Genomic DNA, 22,985 nt, shown 5'->3' on the forward strand with positions numbered 1-22,985 from the left:
GTGCGACGGTGGTGGCCCGACCACGAACAGGAGTGACAATGCGAGCAGCTTCCACGCCCCGGACCCTGAACCGTCCTACCGTGGAGACCTGCTTTGGCATTGCTCAATCTCGGAATCGTCGCCCATGTTGACGCCGGCAAGACCAGCCTGACCGAGCGCCTGCTCTTCGAGGCGGGCGCGGTCGACCGGCCCGGCAGCGTCGACGCCGGCACCACCCGCACCGACTCGATGGAGCTCGAGCGCCGGCGCGGCATCACCATCCGGGCCGCCGTCACCTCGATCCGGCTCGGCGACCTCACCGTCAACCTGCTCGACACGCCCGGCCACCCCGATTTCATCGCGGAGGTCGAGCGCTCCCTGGCCGTGCTCGACGCCGCCGTCCTGGTGGTATCGGCCGTCGAGGGCGTGCAGCCGCAGACCGTCGCCATCTGGCGGGCGCTGCGCCGCATCGGCGTGCCGACGATGTTCTTCGTCAACAAGGTGGACCGCGCCGGAGCCGACGTCGACCGCGTCGTGACCCAGCTGCGGGAACGGCTCGCGGCCCGCCCGCTCGTGCTGACCACGGTCGGCGAGCCCGGCCGGGTGCGCTCCCTCGCCCTCGACGCCGAGCCGGTCGTGGAGACGGTGGCCGAAGTCGACGACGCCCTGGCCACGCGGTGGCTGACCGGTGAACCGGTCGGCGTGCGGCACGTCCGCCGGGCGGTCCGGCACGCGGTGCGCGGCAACCGGCTCTCCCTGGTCGCCTGCGGCTCGGCCATCACCGGGGCCGGTGTCCCGCAACTGCGGGCGATCCTGCAAGACCTGCTGCCCCGCGGCGGCCGGGGCGACGGCCCGCTGGCGGGCACGGTGTTCGCCGTCGACCGCGACGACCACGGCCGGCGGGCCTGGCTGCGGTTGTGGTCCGGGCAATTGCGCGTACGGGACCGGGTGCAGCTGGCCGGGGACCGGCCCCAGCGGATCACCCAGATCGCCGTCAGCGAGCCCGACGGGGTGCGGGTACGGCCGTCGGCGTCGGCCGGGCAGATCGCGGCCGTGCGCGGGCTGCCGGCCCGCATCGGCCAGCACGTCGGCGACCCGCCGCGGCGGCACCTCTACCGCTTCCCCCCGGCGACCCGGCAGGCGCTGGTCGAGGCGGTGGACCCGGCCCAGCGGCTGGCCCTGTTCGCCGGCCTGGCCGAGCTGGCCGACGAGGACCCGCTGGTCGACCTGCGGCTCGACGAGCACGAGGCGCAGGCGGTGATCCGCCTACACGGCGAGGTCCAGAAGGAGGTCATCGCCGCGCTGCTGGAACAGCGGTACGGCGTCCGGGCCCGGTTCTCGGGAACCCTGACCGCCTGCATCGAGCGGGTCGCCGGGACCGGCGCGGCCGAGGAGCGGATCAAGGAACGCGGCAACCCGTACCTGGCCGGCATCGGTCTGCGCATCGAGGCCGCCCCGGCCGGGCACGGCATCGAGGTCCGCCCCGGCATCGAGCCCGGCCGCCTGACGCCGGCCTTCGTCGCGGCCACCGAGGAGGGCGTCCGGGCCGCCCTGCGCCAGGGCCGCCACGGCTGGCCGGTCACCGACTGCGTGGTCACCATGACGTCCTCGCAGTACTGGCCGCGGCAGAGCCGGCCGCACCAGAAGTTCGACAAGTCGATCTCGAGCGTGGCCGCCGACTTCCGCAACCTGGCCCCGGTCGTGGTGGCCTCCGCGCTGGACCGGGCCGGCACCCGGGTCTGCCAGCCGATCGAACGCTTCGACGTGAACCTGCCCCGCGAGACGTTCGACGCGGTGGCCGCCCTCCTGGGCCGGCTCGGCGCGGTCCTCGACGACACCACCACGGCCGGCGGCTACCTGGAGGTCAGCGGCACCGTTCCGTCGTCCCGCGTCCCCGACGTGGTCGCCGCCCTGCCCGACCTCACCGGCGGCGAGGCCGTCCTGACCACCCACTTCGACCACTACGCGCCGGTCACCGCCGGCCACCCGCCCACGCTGCAGCGACGCGGCCCCGACCCGGCCGACCGCCAGGAGTGGTTCCGGGCCGTCCCGCGCTGAGGTACAGCCTGCTGTACCTGATATCGGCCAGCTACCAGGATCGATGCCACCGGCCGCGATCAATAGCGTTTTGCCTATGACAACGACGAAGAACCACCGCCGTCTGGCGGTCGCCCTGACCGCCGCCGCCGTGCTGGCCGGCGGCGTGGGAGTCGCCCACGCCGAGCCGCCCGCCACCGCCGCCGCGCAGCAGGTGGGCTGGGCCGGCATCGTCCGCGAGCCGGTCCGGATCGACTTCGGCCAGGGCTGGGTCACCCAGGCCGAGCTGACCTACCCGCGCGGGGCCAAGGGCCGCCTGCCGCTGGTCGTCATGCTGCACGGCAGCGGGCACAACGACATGAACCAGACGCTGCCCGAGGGCAAGGGCGCGACGTTCGTCCCGCTGGCCCAGGCCGCGTCCCGGGAGGGCTTCGCGACCCTGCGCTTCAACAAGCGGGGCGTGACCGGCGTCGGCCCGGTCGAGAGCACCGACCCCGCACAGCTCAACCCCAAGAACCCGTACGCCCGGATCCAGCGCGACGCCGCCGCGGCCATCCGATTCGGCGCCGCCTCCCCGCGCGTCGACGCCTCGAAGATCTTCCTGCTGGGCCACAGCGAGGGCACGAACGTGGCCGCCAACCTGGCCGCCGACCCGAAGGCGTACGGCATCCCCAAGCCGGCCGGCGTCATCGCGATGGGCGTCGTCGGGCAGGACATCAAGGAACTGCTGACCCTGCAGCTGTTCGGCCGGCTGCTGCTGCAGATGCACGACGAGTTCGACGTCGACGCCGACGGGCGGCTGACCGCCACCGAGGCGGCCGACGGCCTGATCGGGCAGCCCAAGGAGATCGCCGACCAGATCCGCCCGGTCCTGCTCGACGGCCGCAAGGTGAAGGCGAGCACCGACACCGACCACGACGGGCAGATCGCGATCGACGCCGAGGCCGGCCGGGTGCTGCGCCAGGCCACCGGCATCGACAACTACCCGGACGTCCCGGGCCTGGAGGACCTGCGGGACTACGTCGACGACATCGCCCGCTTCCCGACCGTGACCGAGGCCCTGCCCCGCTTCACCGGCCCCACCCTGCTGCTCAACGGCGAGAACGACCTGCAGACCCCGGCCCGGGTGGCGCTGACCGCCGACGCCGCCGTCGCCGCGGCCGGCAACAAGGACCACAAGATCATCATCTACCCGGGCATGGCCCACACCATGAACATCACCCGCAAGTTCGTCCCCGAGTTCGGCGACCCCGACCACCAGGTCGTCACCGACATCCGCGGCTGGCTCCGCTCCCACCGCTGACCGCGATTTGCCCGTCAATGAGTTCGGGCCCGGTTTTTCGACGCCGCGGGGTGTGCGGCGTTGGAAAACCGGGCCCGAACTCACTGGCCTCCCGGGGCAAATCGCCAGCGGAGCGAAGCGGAGCCAGCCAGCACAGCCTCAACTCGCAGCCACGCCTGCCGATGGGACACCCATGCCGCATCAGCGCCTCGACGACCTCGAGGCTGACTACTGGACTCGCCAGATCCGGGTGGGTTCGCTCATCGCCATGCTCGCCACGCTGCTGGGTGCGGCCGAGGTGTCGTACGCCTGGGAGGCGGACCGGCGCTGGTGGGCGGTGCCGCTGGTGGTGGCCGGTCTGGCCCAGGGCACCCTGGTGGGCCTGCCGTGGCGGCGGTGGGTGCGGCATCCCCGCGTACGCTCCGCTCTGATCCTGTGGTGGGTCGTCGAACTGCCTGTCCTGGCCGCGCTGGCCTACTTCGACCCGTACGGCGTCGTCTTCTATCTGCCGTACGCGATGTTGATCGTCATCCTGGCCACCGCGCTGTTCTCCGCTCGTGTCGTGGCCGGGCTGGGTGTGCTGGCCCTGGCCGGTTTCGGCGCGCTGCTGGGCGGGCACCCGGGCACCAGCACGGTGATGGTCATCGGGCTGGTGGCGGTGACAGCCTGCGTGGTGCTGATCAGCACGATCATCGCGCACAACCGCCGGCGGCTCGACGAGCGGCGGCGGGCGGCCGAACGGCGCACCGGGGCGCTGCTGCAGAACTCGCCCGAGGTGGTCGTCGCCATCGGGCCGGACGGCGGGGTCCGCTACGTCACGCCCTCGATCCGCACCGTTCTGGGCCACGCGCCCTCGGACGTGACGAGCACGCTGCTCGCCTCGCTGGCCCATCCCGACGACCTGCCCCGCCTGCGCAGCTGGATGGCGGCGCTGCGGGCCTCCGCCCCCGGCTCGACGGCCGAGCTCGAGATCCGGCTGCGCCGGGCCGACGGGTCGTGGGCCGTGCTGGACGCCATCGGCACCAACTGCCTGCACGACCGCGACCTGGAGGCGGTCGTGCTCAGCGTGCGCGACGTCGGCGCCCGCAAGGCCCTCGAGGAGCAGCTCAGCCGGCAGGCGTTCACCGACTCGCTGACCGGGCTGTCCAACCGGGCGCTGTTCCGCGACCGCCTGCAGCACGCCACCTCCCGCCGCGAGGCCGAGGTGACGGTCCTGCTCATCGACCTGGACGACTTCAAGGACGTCAACGACAACCTCGGGCACAGCGCCGGCGACGAGCTGCTCACCACGCTCGCGGCCCGGCTGCGGGAGAACGTCCGCCCCGGCGACACCCTGGCCCGCCTCGGCGGGGACGAGTTCGCCGTGCTCATCGACAACCTGGACGACCGCGACGCCGGCGTGCTGGCCGAGCGGCTGCTGCACGAGCTGCGCCAGCCGGTCCGGGTGGCCGGCCGCGACCTGCGCTGCACGGCCAGCATCGGGGTCGCCGACGGCCACGGCCTCACCGGCGACGAGCTGCTGCGCAACGCCGACCTGGCCATGTACGCGGCGAAACGGCTCAGCCGCAACGCGTACGCCCGGTTCGACGAGGCCATGTACGCCAGCGTGGTGAACGAGGCCCAACTGCGCCAGGACATGGAGCGGGGCCTGGCCGAGGACCAGTTCTTCGTCCTCTACCAGCCGGTCGTCGACATGCCCACGCAGCGCCTGACCGGCGTCGAGGCGCTGGCCCGCTGGCAGCACCCCGAGCACGGCCTGCTCGGCCCGCAGCACTTCATCGACAACGCCGAGGAGAGCGGCCTGATCGTCCCGCTGGGCCGGTGGGTGCTGCGCCAGGCCTGCCAGCAGCTGGCCGCGTGGGGCCGGCCCGGGCTGCGGATGAACGTCAACCTGTCGGCCCGCCAGTTCCAGTACGCGGGCCTCGTCGACGACGTCCGCGCGGCCATCACCGACGCCGGCATCGACCCCGGCTGCCTCACCCTCGAACTCACCGAGTCGGTGCTGCTGCAGGACATCGACGCCGCCGCCGAGATCCTGCAGTCCCTGCGCCGGCTCGGCGTCCGCCTGGCCATCGACGACTTCGGCACCGGCTATTCGTCGCTGAACTACCTCAAGCGCCTCCCCGTCGACATCCTCAAGATCGACCGGGCCTTCGTCACCCAGATCGCCACCGACCCCGAGGACAAAGCCCTGGTCGACGCGGTGGTCAGCCTGGGCCAGGCGCTGCAGATGAGCACGGTGGCCGAGGGCATCGAGACCGACGACCAGTGGGCCACCCTGCAGGACCTCGGCTGCGATTACGGCCAGGGCTTCCTCTTCGGCCGCCCGTCCGACCCGGCCGTCATCGAACGCCTGCTCACCGCCGGCGCGATCGCCCAGCCCGCCGCCTGATTCCCCGCCCAGCGCCACTCATTCCCTCAGCGCCACCCATTCCCGCAGCGCCGCTCCTTTCCGCAGGGCCACTCACTTCTGCAGCGCGACGAACCGCAGGCCCTTCGCCTTGAGGGCGGGAAGGACAACGCTGAGGGCCTTGTACGTCTGCGAGCGGTCGCCGCCGCCGTCGTGACACAGCAGGATCTGCCCCGGCTTGGCGGCCATCAGGCGGTGCTCGATCGCCGGGACGCCCGGACGGGACCAGTCCCGCGGGTCGACGGTCCAGTCCAGCGGGAGCAGCCCGGCCTGGGCGACCTCATGCAGCAGCTGCGGCGACCAGTCACCACCGGGCGAGCGGAACAGCGTCGGGGCGTACCCCGTAGTGCCCTGGATCTTGCCCTGCGCCTTGAGGATCTCCTTGCGCACCAGCGCCGCCGAGCGGCCCGCCAGTTTCGTGGGATGGCTCCAGGTGTGGTTGGCCAGCTGATGCCCGGCCCCGGTGACCATCTTGGCGACGGCCTCGTGCCCCAGCACCTGATTGCCGATCATGCAGAACACGGCCGGCACGTCGTACTGGTCGAGCAGCTTGAGAATCTTCGGCGTCCACACCGGGTGCGGCCCGTCATCGATGGTCAGCGCGATCGCGTCGGCCGGAAAGGCAGGCGCTCCGATCGCCTGCCGATACTGGGTGAGCGTGGAAATCGCCTTGTGCTGCGCTGGCGCCGGCGGCACGGCGACGGTCGTGGCCTCAGGCGTACGCGGCCTGGTCACGGCCGGCGAGGCAGGCGCAACCTGAGCCGGCTGGCCACCGGACCCGCTCGCCGCATGAACGGCGACGACCCCGCCCACCACAGCCACTCCCGCCACGCCGGACAGCCCGAGAAGCATCTGCCGCCGCGTCAGCCCGGCTCGCGCCGGCGCGCCGACCGGGGGTGCCGCGCTGGGAAGCAGCACGGTCGCTTCCCCGGGCTTCTCCGCCGCCGTCCCCACGGGCTTCTGGGCCCCCGCTGTCCCGGACGGCCCGGCGCCGATCGCCTCGCGCGCCGCGTTGACCGGCATGGCAACCGTGGCCTCACCCGAGACGGTCGAGGCCGAAATGGCCACCGTGGCGCCCTCCGGCACCGCAACAGTCGGCAGGGCCTCCGTGGCTCCCTCTGGCCGCGCAGCCGGCACGGCCACCGTGGCCTCCTCCGGCACCGCAGCAGTCGGCAGTGCCACCGTGGCGTCCTCCGGTACCGCAACAGTCGGTAGGGCCTCCGTGGCTCCCTGCGGCCGCCCAGCCGGCAAGGCCACCGCGCCCTCCGGCACCGCGACAGTCGGCAGCGCCTCCGTGGCTCCCTCCGACATTGCGACAGCCGGCCGGGCCTCCGTGCCTTCCTCCGGCCGCGCGGCCGGCATGGCTACCGTGGCTTCGTCCGGCTCGGTAGCCGTCGCCCCGTCCGCGTCGATCGCCGTCGCTTCGGCCCCGGCCGGTAGAGCCACCGTCGCCTCTTCCGAAGCCGCGACCGACGGCACCACCGTCGTTGATTCGTCCGGTTCATCCATTGGTGCGGTTGCGGTGGAAGCGCCGACGGGTTCGACCCGAGCAGTGGGCTCGTCAGCCGGCTCGGCTGGCGAGGCCGACTCGATCGGGGCGATGGGCTCGCCACCCGACCCAGCTGCCGGGACCGACTCGATCGGAGCAGTCGGCTCGTCGGCCGGTTGCGCCGCCTGGGCCGGCCCGATCGAGGCGGTGGGCTCGTCAGACGGCTCGGCCGCCGGCGCCGGCCCGATCGGAGCGGTCGGCTCGTCGGCCGGTTGCGCCGCCTGGGCCGGCCCGATCGGGGCGGTCGGCTCGCCACTCGACCCAGCTGCCGGGACCGACTCGATCGGAGCAGTCGGCTCGTCGGCCGGTTGCGCCGCCTGGGCCGGCTCAATCAGGGCGGTGGGCTCGTCAGACGGCTCGGCCGCCTGGACCGGCTCGATCGGCGCGGTGGGCTCGTCGGGCGGGAGCGGCTTGAGCGGGGCGGTGGGCTCGTCGGCCGGGGTGGTGGCCGGCTCGGCTGGGGTGGGTTCGACGGGCATCAGGCACCTCCGCTTCGGCGACGCGGTCCACGTGCCGGGCGGCCACCGGCGACGTAGATCATCTGCAGCGGGCGACGCTAGCACTCTTCGACGAACACCCCAACCAGGTCGATGGATGCCTAAACAGGCGCGCTTGGCGGGGCGGGCTAACGTGATCAAGTCAGCTGGAGAAGGGATCACCCGTGTCGAATGAGCCTCGGAAGAAGCGGCGCAAGTCGCCGCTCTGGGCGCGGATCTCGCTCTCGCTAGGTGCCACCTTGATGGCCGTCAGCATCGGCGTGACCGCGGTCGCCAAGACCGCGGAGCACAAGGTCAACGACGCGATCCCCGACCATCAACTGGCCGGCTCGGCCGCCGCCCCGGCCAAGCACGCCGAGATCAAGGGGGCCAAGAACATCCTGCTGGCCAGCCTCGACACCCGGCCCAGCTGGTCGGCGACGCACGAGGCGAGCCACACCGACTCGATCATCATCCTGCACGTCGCGGCCGACCATCAGCACGCGTACATGCTCTCCATCCCCCGCGACACCCTGGTCGACATCCCGAAGTACGACAACGGCAAGTACAGGACCAGCGAACACCACGACAAGATCAATTCAGCGTTCGCGTTCGGCAGCATGCAGCTCGACGGGGACGAGGCCATCACGCACGGCATGACGTTGCTCACCGAGACGATCGAGCGGCAGTTCGGCATCACGCCCGACGCCGAGGCAGTGGTCAACTACGCCGGCTTCACGCAGATCATGCAGATCCTCGGGAAGGTCTGCATGTACGTCGACGAGAACGTCACCTCGATCCACGTCGGCCACACCGCCGACGGCAAGCAGGCGGTGCCGTACGTCACCAACGGCGCCGGCATCATCCAGCACCACGTCCCCGGCGTCACGCCCAACAAGTACCTGGTCGGCAACCACTGCTTCACCCCGGCCGAGGCGCTCGACTTCGCCCGCCAGCGTGACCTGCTCGCCAAGAAGGACGGCGACTACGGCCGCCAGCGGCACCAGCAGCAGCTGCTCAAGGCCATCCTGAAGAGCACGGTGAGCGAGGGCCTGGACTCGCCGACCAAGTTGCCGAGCCTGCTCACCGCCGTCGGCCAGGCGATGACCGTCTTCCAGCAGGGCATCTCGCTGGAGGACTGGGCCTTCGGCATGAAGAACATCAACCCGGACGGCATCGTCACCCTGAAGACCAACGCCGGCCGCTTCGATCCCGTCCAGGCCCCGCGCGGCGTCGGCTCGGCCGAGGGTCTCACCGCGGACAGCCTCGCCATGTTCAAAGCCGCCAAGACCGACACGCTGGACGCCTTCGTGCAGACCCACCCCACCTGGATAGCCGGCTGAATACAACGAAGTGGAATCTCTCTTCAACTTGAGAATCCGGGTTCCACTTGGTTTGATCAAGGGGTGACAACCTCGCTGCGGCGTGACGCCGAACGCAACCGGCGCGTTCTGCTCGACACGGCGCGCGAGCTCATGGCCCGCGACGGGCTGTCCGTGTCGTACGAGGACATCGCCCGGGCCGCCGGCATGGGGATGGGCACGATCTACCGGCGGTTCCCGGACCGCCGGGACCTCGTGACCGCGCTGTTCAGCGAGCACGTCGACACGGTGGTCGGCTTCGCCGAGGAGGCGTCGGGCGACCCGGACGCGTTCGCGGGGCTGTGCCGGTTCCTCGAGCGGCAGCTCGAGCTGGAAGCGGCGAACCGGGGCCTCGGTGAGCTGCTGCGTGGCCACGGAGGCCCGTCGGAACTGGTCCGGCGGGCCCGCCTGCGCATGACCCCGCTGGTCGCCGGCCTGATCGGCCGGGCTGTCGCCGCCGGCCGGCTGCCGGCGGGGGTGACGCCGGGCGATTTCGTGGCCGTGCACGTCATGGTGGGCAGCGTTCTGGACGCCTCCCGGGAGATCGCGCCGGATCTGTGGCGGCGGGCGCTCGCGGTCGGGCTGGCCGGCCTGCGGCACGCGAGGCTGCCCGGCGACGCGCCCGGCGACGAGGTGGTCGAGCGGCTCTACAACGACGGCAAGTGAAAGAACGACGGCAAGCGAAAGAACGACGACGAGCGAAAGTTGGCGTACCGCATCATGTCTTTGCCACCGGAATTGGTCGACGTGCTCCGCTCGAGGGCGACCTGCTTCCTGACCACCCTCATGCCGGACGGATCGCCGCAGATCAGCCAGACCTGGGTGGACACGGACGGCGAGCACATCCTGATCAACACCGTCGAGACCCACCAGAAGACCCGCAACATCGGGCGGGACCAGCGGGTGGCCGTCGGCATCAGCGACCCGGCCCAGCCGTCGCGGTCCTGGGCCGCCCGCGGCAGCGTGGTCTCGGCGACCCCCGACGCCGGTGAGCACATCAACGCGCTGTCGCAGAAGTATCTCGGGCGTCCCTACCCCGGCTTCGGCGGCTCGGACCAGAAACGCGTTCTGCTCACCATCAAGGTCGACCGGCTGCACAGCCCGGGCCGGTGAGCGTTCACTGAAAACGAACGAGCTGCCAATCGGTTACGGGCCAGCCGGCACAACAATAGAATAGATAAGCCGTCCGGGTAGAATTTCGCCCGGGCGGCTTCGTCGTACAAACGCCCCACTCGGGACCGGGTCACCGGGTGCGGATGGCGGCCGTCGATACCTTAACCCCAGCTCAAACCTTCCGTAGTGATCAATTCACCCATTTAGATGATAGGAATCGGCATCGAGCTCGGCCGATTCACCGGATAGATGCCGGGCACGATTTCGGCCTTGGCCACGCATGCGCCGCCCTTTACAGTGAATGCCTTCCGCACCGACCGGACATTGCCGCATCATCAAAAAAACAAGGATGCTCATGGTCGCCATTCCTTATCTCACGGCCGCGGCCGCGGTGCTGGGCGCGATCCTGTTCGTGGTCTGGGCCGCCCGGCGCTTCGGCTCCCGGTCGAGCGGGCCGCGCGTCCCCGCCGCCGAGTCCCGTTCCGCGCCCGCCGAGACCCTGTCCGCGCTCGCCGACACCCAGTCCGCGCTGGCCTCGGCCCGGGCCGAGATCGACCAGCTCACCGAGCAGCTCCGGCAGGCCCGCACGCGGATCACGGAGAGCGCTCGGACGCCGGCGACCGACGACCGGCACGTCGAGGTCTTCGTCAACCTGTCCCGGCGGCTGCAGTCGCTGGTGCACCGGGAGATCAAACTGCTCGACGGGCTCGAGAACGAGGTCGAGGATCCCGACCTTCTCAAGGGCCTCTTCCAGGTCGACCACCTGGCGACCCGGATCCGGCGGCACGCGGAGAACCTGGCGGTGCTGGGCGGCTCGGTGTCGCGCCGGCAGTGGAGCCGGCCGGTCGCGCTGACCGAGGTGCTGCGGTCCGCGGTGGCCGAGGTCGAGCATTACTCCCGGGTCAAGCTGGTGCCGCCGATCGAGGGCACCCTGCCCGGGCACGCCGTGGCCAGCGTCATCCACCTGATCGCCGAGCTGATCGAGAACGCGACGATGTTCGCGCCGCCGCACACCCAGGTGCTGCTGCGCGCGCAGCCGGTCGCGGCCGGGATGGCCATCGAGGTCGAGGACCGCGGGCTCGGCCTGCAGCGCGCCGACCTCGAGCGGGTCAACCAGCTGCTGCTCAACCCCGACGACACCAACCTCGACGACCTGCTGCGGGACGGGCGGATCGGGCTGTACGTGGTCTCGATGATCGCCCGGCAGCACAGCATCGTCGTGCAGCTGCAGACCAACATCTACGGCGGTACGCAGGCCGTGATCATCCTGCCGCCGCTGCTGCTCGGCTCGGCGATCGAGTCCGCACCGGCCGCGCCGCTCCCGCAGAGCCTGCCCGCGCCGGAGGAGCGGCTCGAGGTCGCGCCGCGGCCCCCGCTCGAGCGCCGCGTCCCGCAGCAAAGCCGGTTCCCCGCGCGGGAACACCAGAGCCCGTTCCCCGTACGGGAGCACCAGAGCCCGTTCCCCGAGCGGGAACAGCGGAGCCGATTCCTCGAGCGGGAAAGGCCGGTCCGGGCGCCGGGTCGCGCCGAGGAACCCACCGAGATCACCCGGCCGGTCGTCGCGCCGACGGCCGCGGAGACCGTGCTGCTACCGCGCGCGGGGCGGGAGAACGTCGAGCTCGGGCCGATCGCCGTCGCGACCGTTCCCGATCAGCCGGCAGGAGCCACGCCGTCGCGGCCCCCGCTCCCCCGCCGCCGCCGGCAGACCCACATGGCCCCGCAACTGCAGCTCGGACCGCCGGACCCGGTGACGGATCCGGCCGGTGAGCACCACCCGGGCCTGATGGCGTCGTTCATGAGCGGCGTCTCGCAAGCCGAGGCGGACGTGCCCGGCCCCGATCGTCTTGGCTGACCAGCGGCTCCCGACCCAGAAAGGCACGGCTTCGATGTCGCGCACCGATTCCACCCGTACGTCCCAGGACCTGGTCTGGTTGTTGTCCGGCCTGATCGACCGGGTGCCGGACACGAAGAGCGCGCTGCTCCTGTCCTCCGATGGGCTGCGCAAGGCCGCTCACGGGCTCGACGACGACGGCGCGGATCACCTGGCCGCGGTCGCGTCGGGGTTGTTCTCGCTGGCCCGCAGCGCCGGCACCCGGTTCGACGGCAGCGACGGCGTCCGGCAGGTGGTGGCCGAGCTGGAGGAGTCGTTGTTGTTCGTCTCGGCGGCCGGTTCCGGGGCGGTGCTGGCGGTGATGGCCGGGAAGGCGGCCGATCCGGGGGTGCTCGGCTACGAGATGGCCCAGCTGGTCAAGAGCGTCCGGCCCTACCTGTCGACGCCGGCCCGGCATCAGCCCGAGTTCCTGGATGTACGCGGACGGTGAGCGTCCTGGACACCGACGAGCACTGGTTCGACGACGCCGCGGGACGGCTCATCCGGCCGTACACCGTCAGCAACGGCCGGACCGAGCCGACCACCCGGATGGAGCTGCTGTCGATGGTGATCGCCACCGGCCGCCCGCCGCACGGTCAGCTCGGACCGGAGCACGCTCAGGCGCTGGGGCTCTGCGGCAGCGTCACCACGGTGGCCGAGGTCGCGGCGCGGCTTCGGCTGCCCGCGGTCGTCACCAAGATCGTGCTTTCCGACCTGGTGGACTGGGGCGTGGTGGACACCCGTGCCCCCGACCCGATGGCCGACTCCACCAACCTGGCGGTATTGGAGACCATCCTCAATGCTCTTGAACGACGGATCTGACGGGTTCCCGTCCGCGCTCAAGCTCCTCATAGCGGGCGGGTTCGGCGTGGGGAAGACGACGTTCGTCGGCGCGGTCAGCGAGATCGAGCCGCTGCACACCGAGGAGCTGCTCACCACCGCGAGCGTGGGCACGGACCGGCTGACCGGCGTCGAGGGCAAGTCCACGACCACGGTGGCGATGGATTTCGGCCGGATCACAATCAGCCGGGATCACGTGCTCTACCTGTTCGGCACTCCCGGGCAGGAGCGCTTCTGGTTCATGTGGGACGAGTTGTCCAGCGGCGCGATGGGCGCGGTCGTGCTGGCCGACACCCGCCGGCTGGAGGACTGCTTCCCGGCCGTCGACTTCTTCGAGTCGCGCGGGATCGGCTTCCTGGTCGCGGTCAACGAGTTCGACCGGTCCTGCCGGTACGAGTCGGACGACGTCCGCAGCGCTCTCGACCTGAAGCCGGACACCCCGATCGCCCTGTGCGACGCGCGTGATCAGCGGTCCGCCACCGGCGTGCTCATCAACCTCATGCAGCACCTGCTCGCCCAGCAAGCCCGTCGATGACCGAACGGAGCCCCGGCATGATCTACGACCTGTCCGGACACCATCCCCTCACCCCGGCGGATCCGGAGGTGCCCGTACGCATGCGCCGGCTGACCGAGCTCGGGCTGGGTCGCGACGCGGACCCGCACCTCGACGAGTTCGCGCGCCGGGCCGGCGACATCACGAGGGCGCCGCTGGCGATGGTGAACTTCATCCAGGAGGACCGTCAGTACCTGGGCGGCTTGTACACCGGCAGCACCATCCCGGCGCCGTTGCGCGCCGGCCTGGCCGGTCGCACCTTCTCGCGCGAGCACGGGTACTGCCCGCATGTCGTGGTCCGGCGTAAGGCGCTGGTGCTCGACGATGTCTGCGACTATCCCCGGTTCGCCGGCAACCCGGTCGTGGACGAGATCGGCATCCGGTCCTACCTGGGGGCTCCGCTGATCGACCGGACCGGCGTGGCGCTCGGCACGGTGTGCGTGGTCGACGTCGAACCACGGCCCTGGGGCCGGCCCGGCCTGGAGACGATCAAGGCGCTCGCGGCGGAGCTGGTCGCTCAGATCCATGCCCGTGAGGGTGAGGTCTGAGCCGGCATCGCCGCCTTTATCACTTTTTCGGGGCAGAACCTCGGCCACAGCCGACAGCGCCGCCTTCGCCAGCGCACGCCCGCCGGTCCGCATACATCGCGAAAAGGGGCGTTCACCCGCGGTCGGCCGGCGACGCCACCGCAGCAGGCCAGCCCCGGCGTCGCCGCACCGGCCAAGGACATCAACCAAGATCATCACTCAGGGTGAGCGAGCGACCCCGTTGAGGAACGGAAGCCCTCGCTGTAGAGTTCGGTCGGGAATAGAGAAGACCGAACGCACGAGACCCTAAACGGCCGGTTCATGCATCGGATGGCCGCCCGCCGCAACCATTCCCCCTCATTCGGCCGGGCAGCGTCAGCACCGGCCCGCGATATTCGATCCGGCGAGGCGCTTCGTCGTGCCCGCCGGCGAATATCGAATCCCCGAGGAGCGGATGATGGATACCAGAGCCTGCACTCCGGATGCCGTTTTCCCGACAGCGGCAAAGGACCGGCCGGAGCCGTCATCAGTGAATACGATGCTGCTCTTCCTGCGCGCGTACGCCCAGAATTTCCTCAATTCCCGGGTGATGGACGAGCGCCGCTCCCTGCCACCGGCGATGATCGCGGATTTCGCCGAGGCGGGCCTTCTCGGCCTGCAGATTCCCCGGGCCCTGGGTGGACAGGACCTGTCGCACACCGACATGAACAAGGTCTTCACCCAACTCGGCGCCATCGACGCCAATCTCGCCATCTTCTGCGCGGTCCACAACACCCTCGGCGCGGCGCCGATCGCGCTCTCCGCGACCGACGAGGTCAAGCGGCACGTGCTGCCCCGCCTGGCCTCGGGACAAGCCCTGACCACCAGCGCGATCAGCGAACCGGGTATCGGCTCCCACGTCCGGGGCATGACCACCGGCGCCACCCGGAACCCGGACGGCTCGTACACGATCAACGGCGCCAAGAAATGGATTTCGCTGGGCGGCGACGCGCGCTACGTCAATATCTTCGCCGCACTCCGCGATGAGCGCGGCCGCCCGCTGGGCATCACCGGATTCATGGTGGACAGCCGCACTCCCGGTTTCGGAATCGGTCCGGAAATGCTCACCCTGGGCCTGCGCGCGGTGCCCCAGTACGACCTTCATTTCAACAATCTGCGGGTGGGCCCCTCGGCTCTTCTCGGTGCCGAGGGAAACGGCCTGGCGACCGCCAAAGCGGCCTTCATGGGCGGCCGGGCGGTTCTGGCCTCGATGGCGACCGGCGCCGCCATGCGCTCTCTGGAACTGGCCCGCAGATTTGCGAACGGCCGCGAGATCGCCACCGGTTCGCTGGCCGAGAACGGTCGCATCCGGGAGATTCTGGCCGAGGCCGGCGCCGCTATCCAAGCGGTGGAAACACTGACTTCCCGCATAGCGACCTGGCGGGACACCGGCCAGGAGGTGCCCGAGGCCTGGTATTTCTGCGCGAAGATCCTGGGCTGCGAGCTGGGCTGGAACGCCATCGACACGGCCCTGCAGGTGCTGGGCGCCCGGGGCTTCCTCGACACCAACACCGTGGGCCAGCACTTCCGCGATTACCGGCTGTTCCGGATCTTCGAGGGCTCGACCGAGGCGATCACGGTGTACCTGGGCACCACGCTGGTCCGGCACCCGGACCGGTTCGCCAAGCTCGTCCGCCAGGCGCGCCCGACCGCGCCGGTGCTCCGGCTGATCGACCAGGTCGCCGAGATCGGCGCCGATCGTCCCGACGACGCCGCCGCCCAGCACATCCACGCCGCCGTCGTCGGCGACCTGGTGTGCTGGACCCTGCTGACCATGGTCACGAGCGAAGTCGCTCATCGCTCGGCCATGCACGCCTACACCGCCTCCTGGGCCGAGCACCAGCTGGAGCAACGACTCCGCCGGGCCCACGGCCCCCACCGGGAGCTGCCCACCCGGGCCGAGTTCGACGACCACGTCGCCGGCTACGCCCACCTCATCGGCGACGTCGACCAGCGCCGCTGGCCCGCCGAGGAGTGGTGCTCAGACCCGCTGCTCCGCTGAGCCGGCGGCGGCCCGGCGCCTGAGGGACGCCGGGCCGCCGATCGATCAGCGCAGCCCGAAGGCGCGGGTGATCTCCTGCCGCACGGTGTTGCCGGCGCTGTCGCGGGCCGAGACCCGCAGCGACACGTAGGCCGCCGACCGCGGCGCCTTCAGGGCGGCGCCCACATGCCAGGTGCGGCCGTCGTCGTACGAGACCTCGACCTCGACCCGGCCGGCCGTCGCCGTCACCCCCGGCAACTGATGCGGGGTCACGGCCACCTTGGCGGTGCGGGCGGCCCGGCCCGCCTCGTCCAGCGGAACGTCGTAGTCGAGCTGGAGGAGAGGGAGGGTCGCCGAGCCCGCGGCGGACGTGAAGACCCATTCGGTACGGGTGTGCGTCGAGTACGTGCCCGCCCAGTCGCCGCGATCGTTGTCGGCCACCAGCCGGTACCGCTGCGCGGTGGCGGGCAGTTCGTAGGCGTTCATGTACTCGAAGTCGTCCTCGCCGATCACCTTGTCGCCCAGGTAGAGGGTCGCGTGGTTGGCGACGTCGAGGTTGTACACGCTCGATCCGATGTACCCCGCGCCGCTCGCGCCCCAGCCGGGCACCGGCACGTGCATCGCGTCCTGCTCCCGCTGGGGCAGGAAGTCGGGCGCCCCCATGCGCGGGCGCAGGATCGGGCCGAACCAGCTCGTCCGGCCGGTGTGCCCGGCCCGGTAGGTGGCCGGCTCGATGGGGCGCTGGACCATCTCCCCCGGCAGGGACGCCTCGTCGCGCCAGGCCGTGCCCGCCGTCACCCAGTCGGTGCGGGTGCCCTGCGCCGGCGCCGGCGTCGGGTTGATCCCGGTCCAGTTGCCGCGCCACAGGTCGCTGCGGAACTCCAGCGCCTTGGCCGGCCGGTCGTGGCGGAAGGCGACCTGCACGCGGGCCAGGTCGGCCGGGCCGGACCGGAACGACGGGTCGGCCGGCACGGCGCCGGTCCAATGGTGCACGACGTCGTAGAGGTAGCCGGTCCGCGGGTTGGAGGTGACGCCGATCGTCGTCGGGCGGCGTTGCGCGGCGGCGAGCAAGGCCCCGCCTTCGTCGGCGCCGAGGGTGGCCACGGTGACCGGGGCCGGCACGTCGGGACCGAACGGGTTCTCGACAGGCCACGGCGCGAGCCGGCCCACCCCGTCGTTGACGACCAGCAGCACCTTGACGCCGGCCTTGGCGGCGACGGCGGCCTGCCCGGCGATGTCACCGGTGTTCCGGACGATCTGAGCCGCGCCCCGCCGGGGCGACGTGCTCACCGGCAGGGTGTAGCGGCCCTGCGGCAGCGGCGGCGTGGACCGTTCGACCCGGACGTCCTGGCCGGTCACGGTCAGCGCCGGCTGCTCGAGCCGGGTCCGCACGCCGAACTCGAACTCGCCGTCGGTGGCCTTGCGGCCCGTGGGCAGGGCCCAGACGCTGTCGTACGTCTCGTCGATCAGCGAGCTGGTCTGCAGGGAGTTGTCGCCCCACCCGCGGTGGACGTCGACCCGCACCTCGCCGCGAGCGGTCTCCTGCGGCACCCGCACGGTGACCGGCCGGGCCTGACGGGCGTCGAGCACCACCGTGCGGTCGCGGTCGAGCTGCACGTCGTTGAAGGCGAGCAGCGCCCACCCCTTGGAGCGCGGGCCGTGCGTGCCGCGGACGTCGGCCTGCGACACCCCCGAGTACGAGCCGACCGGCAGCCGCACGGTGGTCCGGCCCTGGTCGTCGAGCTCGAGGAATCCGGAGACGCCGGCCCGGTCCAGGAACTGAACGAAGCGGCCCGCGGCCGGCCGGCCGTCCCGGTCCTTGACGACCACGGTCAGGTCGTGGCGCTCACCCTCCCGGCCCGCGCCGATGAGCGTACGGGCCAGAACCGCCCCGGAGGGGCCGGAGGCGGTGAGCAGGCCGCTGAGCTTGCTGTCGACCGGCACCAGCGGCGGCTTCACGGTCAGGGCGGCGGTCGCCGTTCCATGGGCGGGCACGGTGACCGTGTCCCGGTCGAGCGTGAACGCCCCGGCCGGCGCGGCGATGTCCACCGCGAGCTTGAGGCTGACCGGCGCGTCCCCGTCGTTGCTGTAGGAGATGGTCTCGGTCTTGCTCGCCGGTTCGGTTCCCCAGGTGTAGAAGCCCGAGTACGCGGTGACGGTCGCGAGGACCGAGGCGTGCGCGGCGGCGTAGGCGTCCACCCGGCCGGCTCCGGCCTGATACGGGGTGTACTCCGGGGTGGCGTGGGCCGAGCCCACCAGCGCCTGCTTGATCTGCTGCCCGTTCCAGTCCGGGTGCGCGGCGGCGACCAGCGCGGCGGCGCCGGTGACGTGCGGCGTGGCCATCGAGGTGCCGCTCATCACTTGGTACGAACCCTCACCGGGCGCCCAGTGCGAGCGGGCGGCCAGGATGTCGACACCCGGCCCGGTGATCTCGGGCTTGAGGCCGGCGTCGACGTTACGGGGGCCCTGGCTCGAGAAGCTCGCCAGGTGGTCCTCCGCGTCGACGGCGCCGACGGTCAGGGCCGAGTCGGCGTTGCCGGGCGAGCCGATGGCGGCCGGGCCGCTGTTGCCGGCGGCGATCACGAACAGCGCCCCGGTCTCCGCGCTCAGCTCGTTCACGGCCGTGCTCACCGGGTCGTGGGCGTCGCCGCCCTGGTAGCCGAGGCTCATGTTGATGACGCGGCTGTGCTGCTCGCGGGCCGCCCACTCCATGCCGGCGATGATCCACGACTCCTGACCGCTGTTGTCGCGGTCGAGGACCTTGCCGATGTGCAGGCGGGCGCCGGCGGCGACGCCCTTCTCGGCGCCGTCCGAGGCGGCCCCGGTGCCCGCGATGGTGGAGGCGACGTGCGTGCCGTGCCCGAAGTAGTCGGTCACGTCCTCGTCCGGGACGAACGACGCCGACGCCTCGACCTGCCCCGCGAAGTCGGGGTGCTCGATGTCGAGGCCGCTGTCGAGGACGGCCACGTCGACGCCCTTGCCCTCGTCGCCCTCCGACCACAGCCGGGGTGCGCCGATCTGCGCGGTCGACTGGGCGAGGTCGCCGTGCATCTTGCCGTCGAGCCAGACGTGCTCGACGGGGGCGCCGGTCAGGGTGGTCCAGAACCGGCCGGCGGCGGTGCGGTCGCGGTCGACCGCGGCGCCGTCGAGGCTTTCGAGCGTACGGGTGACGGTCGCGCCCGGCAGCGGGGCCCGCCGGGCCAGGCTCGCCCGGTCCTTGTACTTGACGATCAGGGGGAGGTTGCGGGTACGCGCGTCGTCGTAGCCGTCGGCGATGAGGCCGGTGACGTTGAACAGCCGCTTGTCGAGCAGACCCTTGACGACGTACGGCATGGCGTCGTCGGGGTAGATGTAGGTGGAGCCGTTCTCGGTCCGCCGCGTGTAGCTGACGGCAGCACCTTCCGGGCCCTCGACCCGCACGGTCGACGACCCCATCGTGACCCGATCGCCGGTGATCAGGGTGACGGTGCGGACGGTTTCCGGCGGAACGGCGCCGCCCTCGCTCGCGCCGGCCGGCGGCGCGAACGCCGCGGTGCCGATGAGCGCGACGGCGAGGACGGCCCCGAGGCGTCCGGGGCGCTGGTCACGGAGAGACAAAGCTCATCCCCTTCGATCAAACGATGATCGATGATCATGGCTCCCCGGCCCGCCGGCTTTGACGATCGAACTTGGCGGATATGCGCCATGTCGCCTTCGCGCCAACGCCGGCATCGCGACCAATCCCGGGGCGGCTCATCACAAGTTTTCCGGGCCGTTTTGTTCACATGCCGGAAGTGTGAGCCCCGGCCGCCTTCTTGATCCCTCGCGACATCCTGCCGTAATGTGCGTTGTTAACGTTCACTTCGATAAATGTCGATCGCTGAATCAGCCCCCGGATGCGTTGGAGTCCCCATGTCCTCATCCTTGAGCCGCCGTCGTCTGCTGCAGGCCTTCGGCGTCGGTGTGGCCTCCGCCGCCGGCGGGGCCGGTCTCCTGCGGCCCGGAGCAGCCGCCGCGGCGGTCCCGCCCGCCCGGCCGGACCTCGGCGTGTCGGCGTACCCGTTCGACCTGGGCCAGGTCCGGCTGACGGCGGGCCGGTTCATGGACAACCAGACCCGCACGCTCAACTACCTGCGCTTCGTCGACGTCAACCGCCTGCTGTACGTGTTCCGGGCCAACCACCGGCTCTCCACCAACGGCGCCACGGCCAACGGCGGCTGGGACGCCCCGAACTTCCCGTTCCGCAGTCACATGCAGGGCCACTTCCTGACCGCCTGGGCCCAGGCGTACGCGGTGCTCGGCGACACCACCTGCCGCGACAAGGCGCTGACCATGGTCGCCGAGCTGGCCAAGTGCCAGGCCAACAACGGCGCCGCGGGATTCTCGGCGGGCTACCTCTCCGGGTTCCCCGAGTCCGACTTCACCGCCCTCGAGGCGCGGACGCTGTCCAACGGCAACGTGCCGTACTACGCCGTCCACAAGACCCTCGCCGGGCTGCTCGACGTGTGGCGGCACATCGGCAGCACCCAGGCCCGCGACGTGCTGCTCGCCCTGGCCGGGTGGGTCGACACCCGCACCGCCCGGCTCAGCTCCGCCCAGATGCAGGCCATGCTGGGCACCGAGTTCGGCGGGATGAACGAGGTGCTGGCCGACCTCTACCAGATGACCGGCACCGCGCGGTGGCTGACCGCGGCGCAACGCTTCGACCACGCGGCGGTGTTCAACCCGCTCGCGTCGAACTCCGACCAGCTCAACGGCCTGCACGCCAACACGCAGGTGCCCAAGTGGATCGGCGCGGCCCGCGAGTACAAGGCGACCGGGACGAGCCGCTACCGCGACATCGCGGCCAACGCCTGGAGCATCACCACGAGCGCGCACACGTACGTCATCGGCGGCAACAGCCAGGCCGAGCACTTCCGGCCGCCGAACGCCATCGCCGGGTACCTCACCAACGACACCTGCGAGCACTGCAACACGTACAACATGCTCAAGCTGACCCGCGAGCTGTGGTTGCTCGACCCGAACCGGGCCGACTACTTCGACTTCTACGAGCGGGCGCTGCTCAACCACGTGATCGGCGCGCAGAACCCGGCCGACAGCCATGGCCACGTCACGTACTTCACCCCGCTGCGGCCCGGTGGGCGCCGGGGTGTCGGGCCGGCCTGGGGCGGCGGCACCTGGTCCACCGACTACAACAGCTTCTGGTGCTGCCAGGGCACCGGGATCGAGATCAACACCAAGCTGATGGACTCGATCTACTTCTCCAACGGCACCACGCTGACGGTGAATCTGTACGTCCCCTCGACGCTCTCCTGGACCCAGCGCGGGATCACCGTCACCCAGACCACGGCCTACCCGGCCGGCGACACCACCACGCTGACCCTGTCCGGCTCGATGAGCGGCTCGTGGAGCATCCGGCTGCGCATCCCGTCCTGGACCGCCGACTCGGTGATCAGCGTCAACGGCGCCGTGCAGACCGTGACCGCGACCCCGGGCAGCTACGCGACCCTGACCCGCACCTGGGCGGCCGGCGACACCGTGACGCTGCGCCTGCCGATGCGCGTGATCCTGAGGGCGGCCAACGACAACGCCAACCTCCAGGCCGTGACGTACGGACCCACGGTGCTGTGCGGCAACTACGGCAACACCGCCCTGTCGGCGGCGCCGTCGCTGACCGCCGCGTCGATCACCCGCACGAGCACCAGCAGTCTGGCGTTCTCCGCGACCGCCAACGGCGCCACGGTGAACCTCGGCCCGTTCCACGACGCCCAGGGCTTCAACTACGTCGTCTACTGGAACACCAACGCCACCAGCGAGGTCGCCTACAAGCTGGTCAACGTCGGCACCGGCCTGGTGCTCGGCGTGCAGGACATGTCCACCGCCGACGGTGGCCTGGCCGTCGGCTGGGGCGACACCGGCACCGCCGACCACCGCTGGGTCCGGATCACCGACGGCTCCGCGGTCCGATTCCGCAACGTCAACAGCGGCAAGGTCCTCGGGGTCGAGAGCATGTCCACCAACGACAACGCCCGGGTCCTGCAATGGGGCGACACCGGCACCGCCGACCACCGCTGGACCCTGGTGGCCAACAGCGACGGCTCGTACCGCATCCGCAACGTCAACAGCGGCAAGGTCCTCGCCCTGCTCAACGGCGCCGCCGCCTGGGGCACCCAGGCCGTCCAGGACTCCGACAACGGCAGCCCCGACAACAACTGGCGCCTGGTCCAGGCCGGTTGACCCGTCAAGAGGCACGCCTCCGCGGCGGCACGACGACACTGGCCACGCCGGTCTCGAGGTCGTAGGCCAGTCCACCGTGGGCGCGGCGGCCGTGCCGTAGTCCTGCTGCACCATGCACAGGCACAGATCGAGTCCAGCAGGCCGGCCCCGGTCAGGGCGAAGGCGCCCACGCGAACGGACGCCAGGCGCGCTCCCCGGGCTCCTCCGCGCGCACCTGGAACGAATACCGTTCGGCCTCGGCCGGATGACCGAAGATCTGAGCGGCGATCGACAGGCCGAACGCCACGACGTTCGGCACGACCAGCGCGACCACCCGATGCGGAACCGCCACGAGGCCGACAGTAGCCGTCATCTGGTTGATGCATCAACCATTGCTAGACTCGTGGCCGTGACTGAGCCTCGTTGGTTGACCGAGCAGGAGGACAAGGCCTGGCGCGGTCTCATGGCGATGGAGGACAGCCTGACCGCCTTCATCGATCGCCGGCTCCGCACCGGCTGCGGGCTCTCCCATGCCGATTACCAGGTGCTGGCCCAGCTGATCGCCGCCGCGGCCCGTCAGCATGTCGCCGACGCCCGCGACGCGGTCATCGACCAGCTCACCGCCACCGAGCTCAAGACCCTGGCCACGATCACCGACAAGGTCCGCCGTCGGCTCGCCGCCCTGGACCCGGCCGCACGGCCCTAACGTCCGCCTCTTGTCGTAGCGGGTGGCCAGTCCGCCGGCTGCGGCGGCGTCCCCGTTCGGGTAGGAC

At 71.3% G+C, this 22,985-nt stretch carries 17 protein-coding genes; 14 read left to right on the plus strand and 3 right to left on the minus strand.

Features of this window, described 5'->3' with window-relative positions; translation table 11 throughout:
• Positions 1 to 93 precede the first annotated feature (93 nt).
• The 3 genes from AB0J66_RS29995 (at position 94) to AB0J66_RS30005 (ending at position 5,690) form a co-directional block, all read left to right on the plus strand.
• Positions 94 to 2,037, plus strand: a complete 1,944-nt coding sequence (locus AB0J66_RS29995) for a translation factor GTPase family protein (RefSeq protein WP_364667557.1) — start codon at positions 94 to 96, stop codon at positions 2,035 to 2,037.
• 76 nt (positions 2,038 to 2,113) lie between these two features.
• Complete coding sequence (locus tag AB0J66_RS30000; RefSeq protein ID WP_364667560.1) at positions 2,114 to 3,319, plus strand: alpha/beta fold hydrolase; 1,206 nt, start codon at positions 2,114 to 2,116, stop codon at positions 3,317 to 3,319.
• A gap of 172 nt (positions 3,320 to 3,491) precedes the next feature.
• The gene (locus AB0J66_RS30005; protein WP_364667562.1) at positions 3,492 to 5,690 is read left to right on the plus strand and encodes an EAL domain-containing protein; all 2,199 of its coding nucleotides are present in this window, start codon (positions 3,492 to 3,494) and stop codon (positions 5,688 to 5,690) included.
• Between the two features lie 72 nt (positions 5,691 to 5,762).
• Here the strand turns inward: AB0J66_RS30005 and AB0J66_RS30010 are convergent, their stop codons facing one another.
• On the minus strand, positions 5,763 to 7,736 hold the full coding sequence (locus AB0J66_RS30010; RefSeq protein WP_364667565.1) for a polysaccharide deacetylase family protein: 1,974 nt from the start codon (positions 7,734 to 7,736) through the stop codon (positions 5,763 to 5,765).
• A 182-nt stretch (positions 7,737 to 7,918) separates the two neighbouring features.
• On the opposite strand from AB0J66_RS30010, the gene AB0J66_RS30015 reads away from it, so the two are divergent.
• From AB0J66_RS30015 to AB0J66_RS30055, 9 genes are all read left to right on the plus strand, one after another.
• Positions 7,919 to 9,076 carry an LCP family protein gene (locus tag AB0J66_RS30015; RefSeq protein ID WP_364667568.1) on the plus strand — a complete coding sequence of 386 codons (1,158 nt, stop codon included), beginning with the start codon at positions 7,919 to 7,921 and terminating at the stop codon, positions 9,074 to 9,076.
• 63 nt (positions 9,077 to 9,139) lie between these two features.
• Positions 9,140 to 9,760 carry a TetR/AcrR family transcriptional regulator gene (locus tag AB0J66_RS30020; protein ID WP_364667571.1) on the plus strand — a complete coding sequence of 207 codons (621 nt, stop codon included), beginning with the start codon at positions 9,140 to 9,142 and terminating at the stop codon, positions 9,758 to 9,760.
• Positions 9,761 to 9,814: 54 nt separating this feature from the next.
• The gene (locus AB0J66_RS30025) at positions 9,815 to 10,207 is read left to right on the plus strand and encodes a PPOX class F420-dependent oxidoreductase (RefSeq protein WP_364667573.1); all 393 of its coding nucleotides are present in this window, start codon (positions 9,815 to 9,817) and stop codon (positions 10,205 to 10,207) included.
• Positions 10,208 to 10,562: 355 nt separating this feature from the next.
• Positions 10,563 to 12,059 carry an ATP-binding protein gene (locus AB0J66_RS30030; RefSeq protein WP_364667576.1) on the plus strand — a complete coding sequence of 499 codons (1,497 nt, stop codon included), beginning with the start codon at positions 10,563 to 10,565 and terminating at the stop codon, positions 12,057 to 12,059.
• Positions 12,060 to 12,093: 34 nt separating this feature from the next.
• Positions 12,094 to 12,528: a roadblock/LC7 domain-containing protein gene (locus AB0J66_RS30035; protein ID WP_364667578.1), complete on the plus strand. Its 435-nt coding sequence runs from the start codon at positions 12,094 to 12,096 to the stop codon at positions 12,526 to 12,528.
• Entirely contained in the window at positions 12,525 to 12,899 is a 375-nt protein-coding gene (locus AB0J66_RS30040) for a DUF742 domain-containing protein (protein ID WP_364667580.1), read from the plus strand. The genes AB0J66_RS30035 and AB0J66_RS30040 overlap by 4 nt, the downstream gene beginning before the upstream one ends.
• A complete protein-coding gene (locus AB0J66_RS30045; protein ID WP_364667583.1) occupies positions 12,877 to 13,452 on the plus strand; it encodes an ATP/GTP-binding protein in 576 nt (191 codons plus the stop codon). The genes AB0J66_RS30040 and AB0J66_RS30045 overlap by 23 nt, the downstream gene beginning before the upstream one ends.
• Positions 13,449 to 14,018, plus strand: a complete 570-nt coding sequence (locus tag AB0J66_RS30050) for a GAF domain-containing protein (protein ID WP_364667586.1) — start codon at positions 13,449 to 13,451, stop codon at positions 14,016 to 14,018. The genes AB0J66_RS30045 and AB0J66_RS30050 overlap by 4 nt, the downstream gene beginning before the upstream one ends.
• 517 nt (positions 14,019 to 14,535) lie before the next feature.
• On the plus strand, positions 14,536 to 16,038 hold the full coding sequence (locus AB0J66_RS30055) for an acyl-CoA dehydrogenase family protein (RefSeq protein WP_364667726.1): 1,503 nt from the start codon (positions 14,536 to 14,538) through the stop codon (positions 16,036 to 16,038).
• 45 nt (positions 16,039 to 16,083) lie between these two features.
• Here the strand turns inward: AB0J66_RS30055 and AB0J66_RS30060 are convergent, their stop codons facing one another.
• Positions 16,084 to 19,614, minus strand: a complete 3,531-nt coding sequence (locus AB0J66_RS30060) for a S8 family serine peptidase (protein ID WP_364667589.1) — start codon at positions 19,612 to 19,614, stop codon at positions 16,084 to 16,086.
• A 294-nt stretch (positions 19,615 to 19,908) separates the two neighbouring features.
• Here AB0J66_RS30060 and AB0J66_RS30065 point away from each other — a divergent pair, with 294 nt between their 5' ends.
• Entirely contained in the window at positions 19,909 to 22,233 is a 2,325-nt protein-coding gene (locus AB0J66_RS30065; RefSeq protein ID WP_364667592.1) for a beta-L-arabinofuranosidase domain-containing protein, read from the plus strand.
• A gap of 151 nt (positions 22,234 to 22,384) precedes the next feature.
• On the opposite strand, the gene AB0J66_RS30070 is transcribed toward AB0J66_RS30065, so the two are convergent.
• Entirely contained in the window at positions 22,385 to 22,564 is a 180-nt protein-coding gene (locus AB0J66_RS30070) for a hypothetical protein (protein WP_364667595.1), read from the minus strand.
• 57 nt (positions 22,565 to 22,621) lie between these two features.
• On the opposite strand from AB0J66_RS30070, the gene AB0J66_RS30075 reads away from it, so the two are divergent.
• Positions 22,622 to 22,918 carry a hypothetical protein gene (locus tag AB0J66_RS30075; RefSeq protein WP_364667598.1) on the plus strand — a complete coding sequence of 99 codons (297 nt, stop codon included), beginning with the start codon at positions 22,622 to 22,624 and terminating at the stop codon, positions 22,916 to 22,918.
• The last annotated feature ends 67 nt before the right edge of the window (positions 22,919 to 22,985 follow it).

The organism is Actinoplanes sp. NPDC049598 (assembly GCF_040675435.1).
Classification (GTDB): Bacteria; Actinomycetota; Actinomycetes; order Mycobacteriales; family Micromonosporaceae; genus Actinoplanes.

What these genes read in the sequence shown, in the direction of transcription:
- AB0J66_RS30000 (WP_364667560.1), top strand. Translation starts at nt 2,114, where the DNA reads ATGACAACGACGAAGAACCACCGCCGTCTGGCGGTCGCCCTGACCGCC.
- AB0J66_RS30005 (WP_364667562.1), top strand. Translation starts at nt 3,492, where the DNA reads ATGCCGCATCAGCGCCTCGACGACCTCGAGGCTGACTACTGGACTCGC.
- AB0J66_RS30010 (WP_364667565.1), bottom strand. Translation starts at nt 7,736, where the DNA reads ATGCCCGTCGAACCCACCCCAGCCGAGCCGGCCACCACCCCGGCCGAC.
- AB0J66_RS30025 (WP_364667573.1), top strand. Translation starts at nt 9,815, where the DNA reads ATGTCTTTGCCACCGGAATTGGTCGACGTGCTCCGCTCGAGGGCGACC.
- AB0J66_RS30030 (WP_364667576.1), top strand. Translation starts at nt 10,563, where the DNA reads ATGGTCGCCATTCCTTATCTCACGGCCGCGGCCGCGGTGCTGGGCGCG.
- AB0J66_RS30035 (WP_364667578.1), top strand. Translation starts at nt 12,094, where the DNA reads ATGTCGCGCACCGATTCCACCCGTACGTCCCAGGACCTGGTCTGGTTG.
- AB0J66_RS30045 (WP_364667583.1), top strand. Translation starts at nt 12,877, where the DNA reads ATGCTCTTGAACGACGGATCTGACGGGTTCCCGTCCGCGCTCAAGCTC.
- AB0J66_RS30050 (WP_364667586.1), top strand. Translation starts at nt 13,449, where the DNA reads ATGACCGAACGGAGCCCCGGCATGATCTACGACCTGTCCGGACACCAT.
- AB0J66_RS30055 (WP_364667726.1), top strand. Translation starts at nt 14,536, where the DNA reads ATGCTGCTCTTCCTGCGCGCGTACGCCCAGAATTTCCTCAATTCCCGG.
- AB0J66_RS30065 (WP_364667592.1), top strand. Translation starts at nt 19,909, where the DNA reads ATGTCCTCATCCTTGAGCCGCCGTCGTCTGCTGCAGGCCTTCGGCGTC.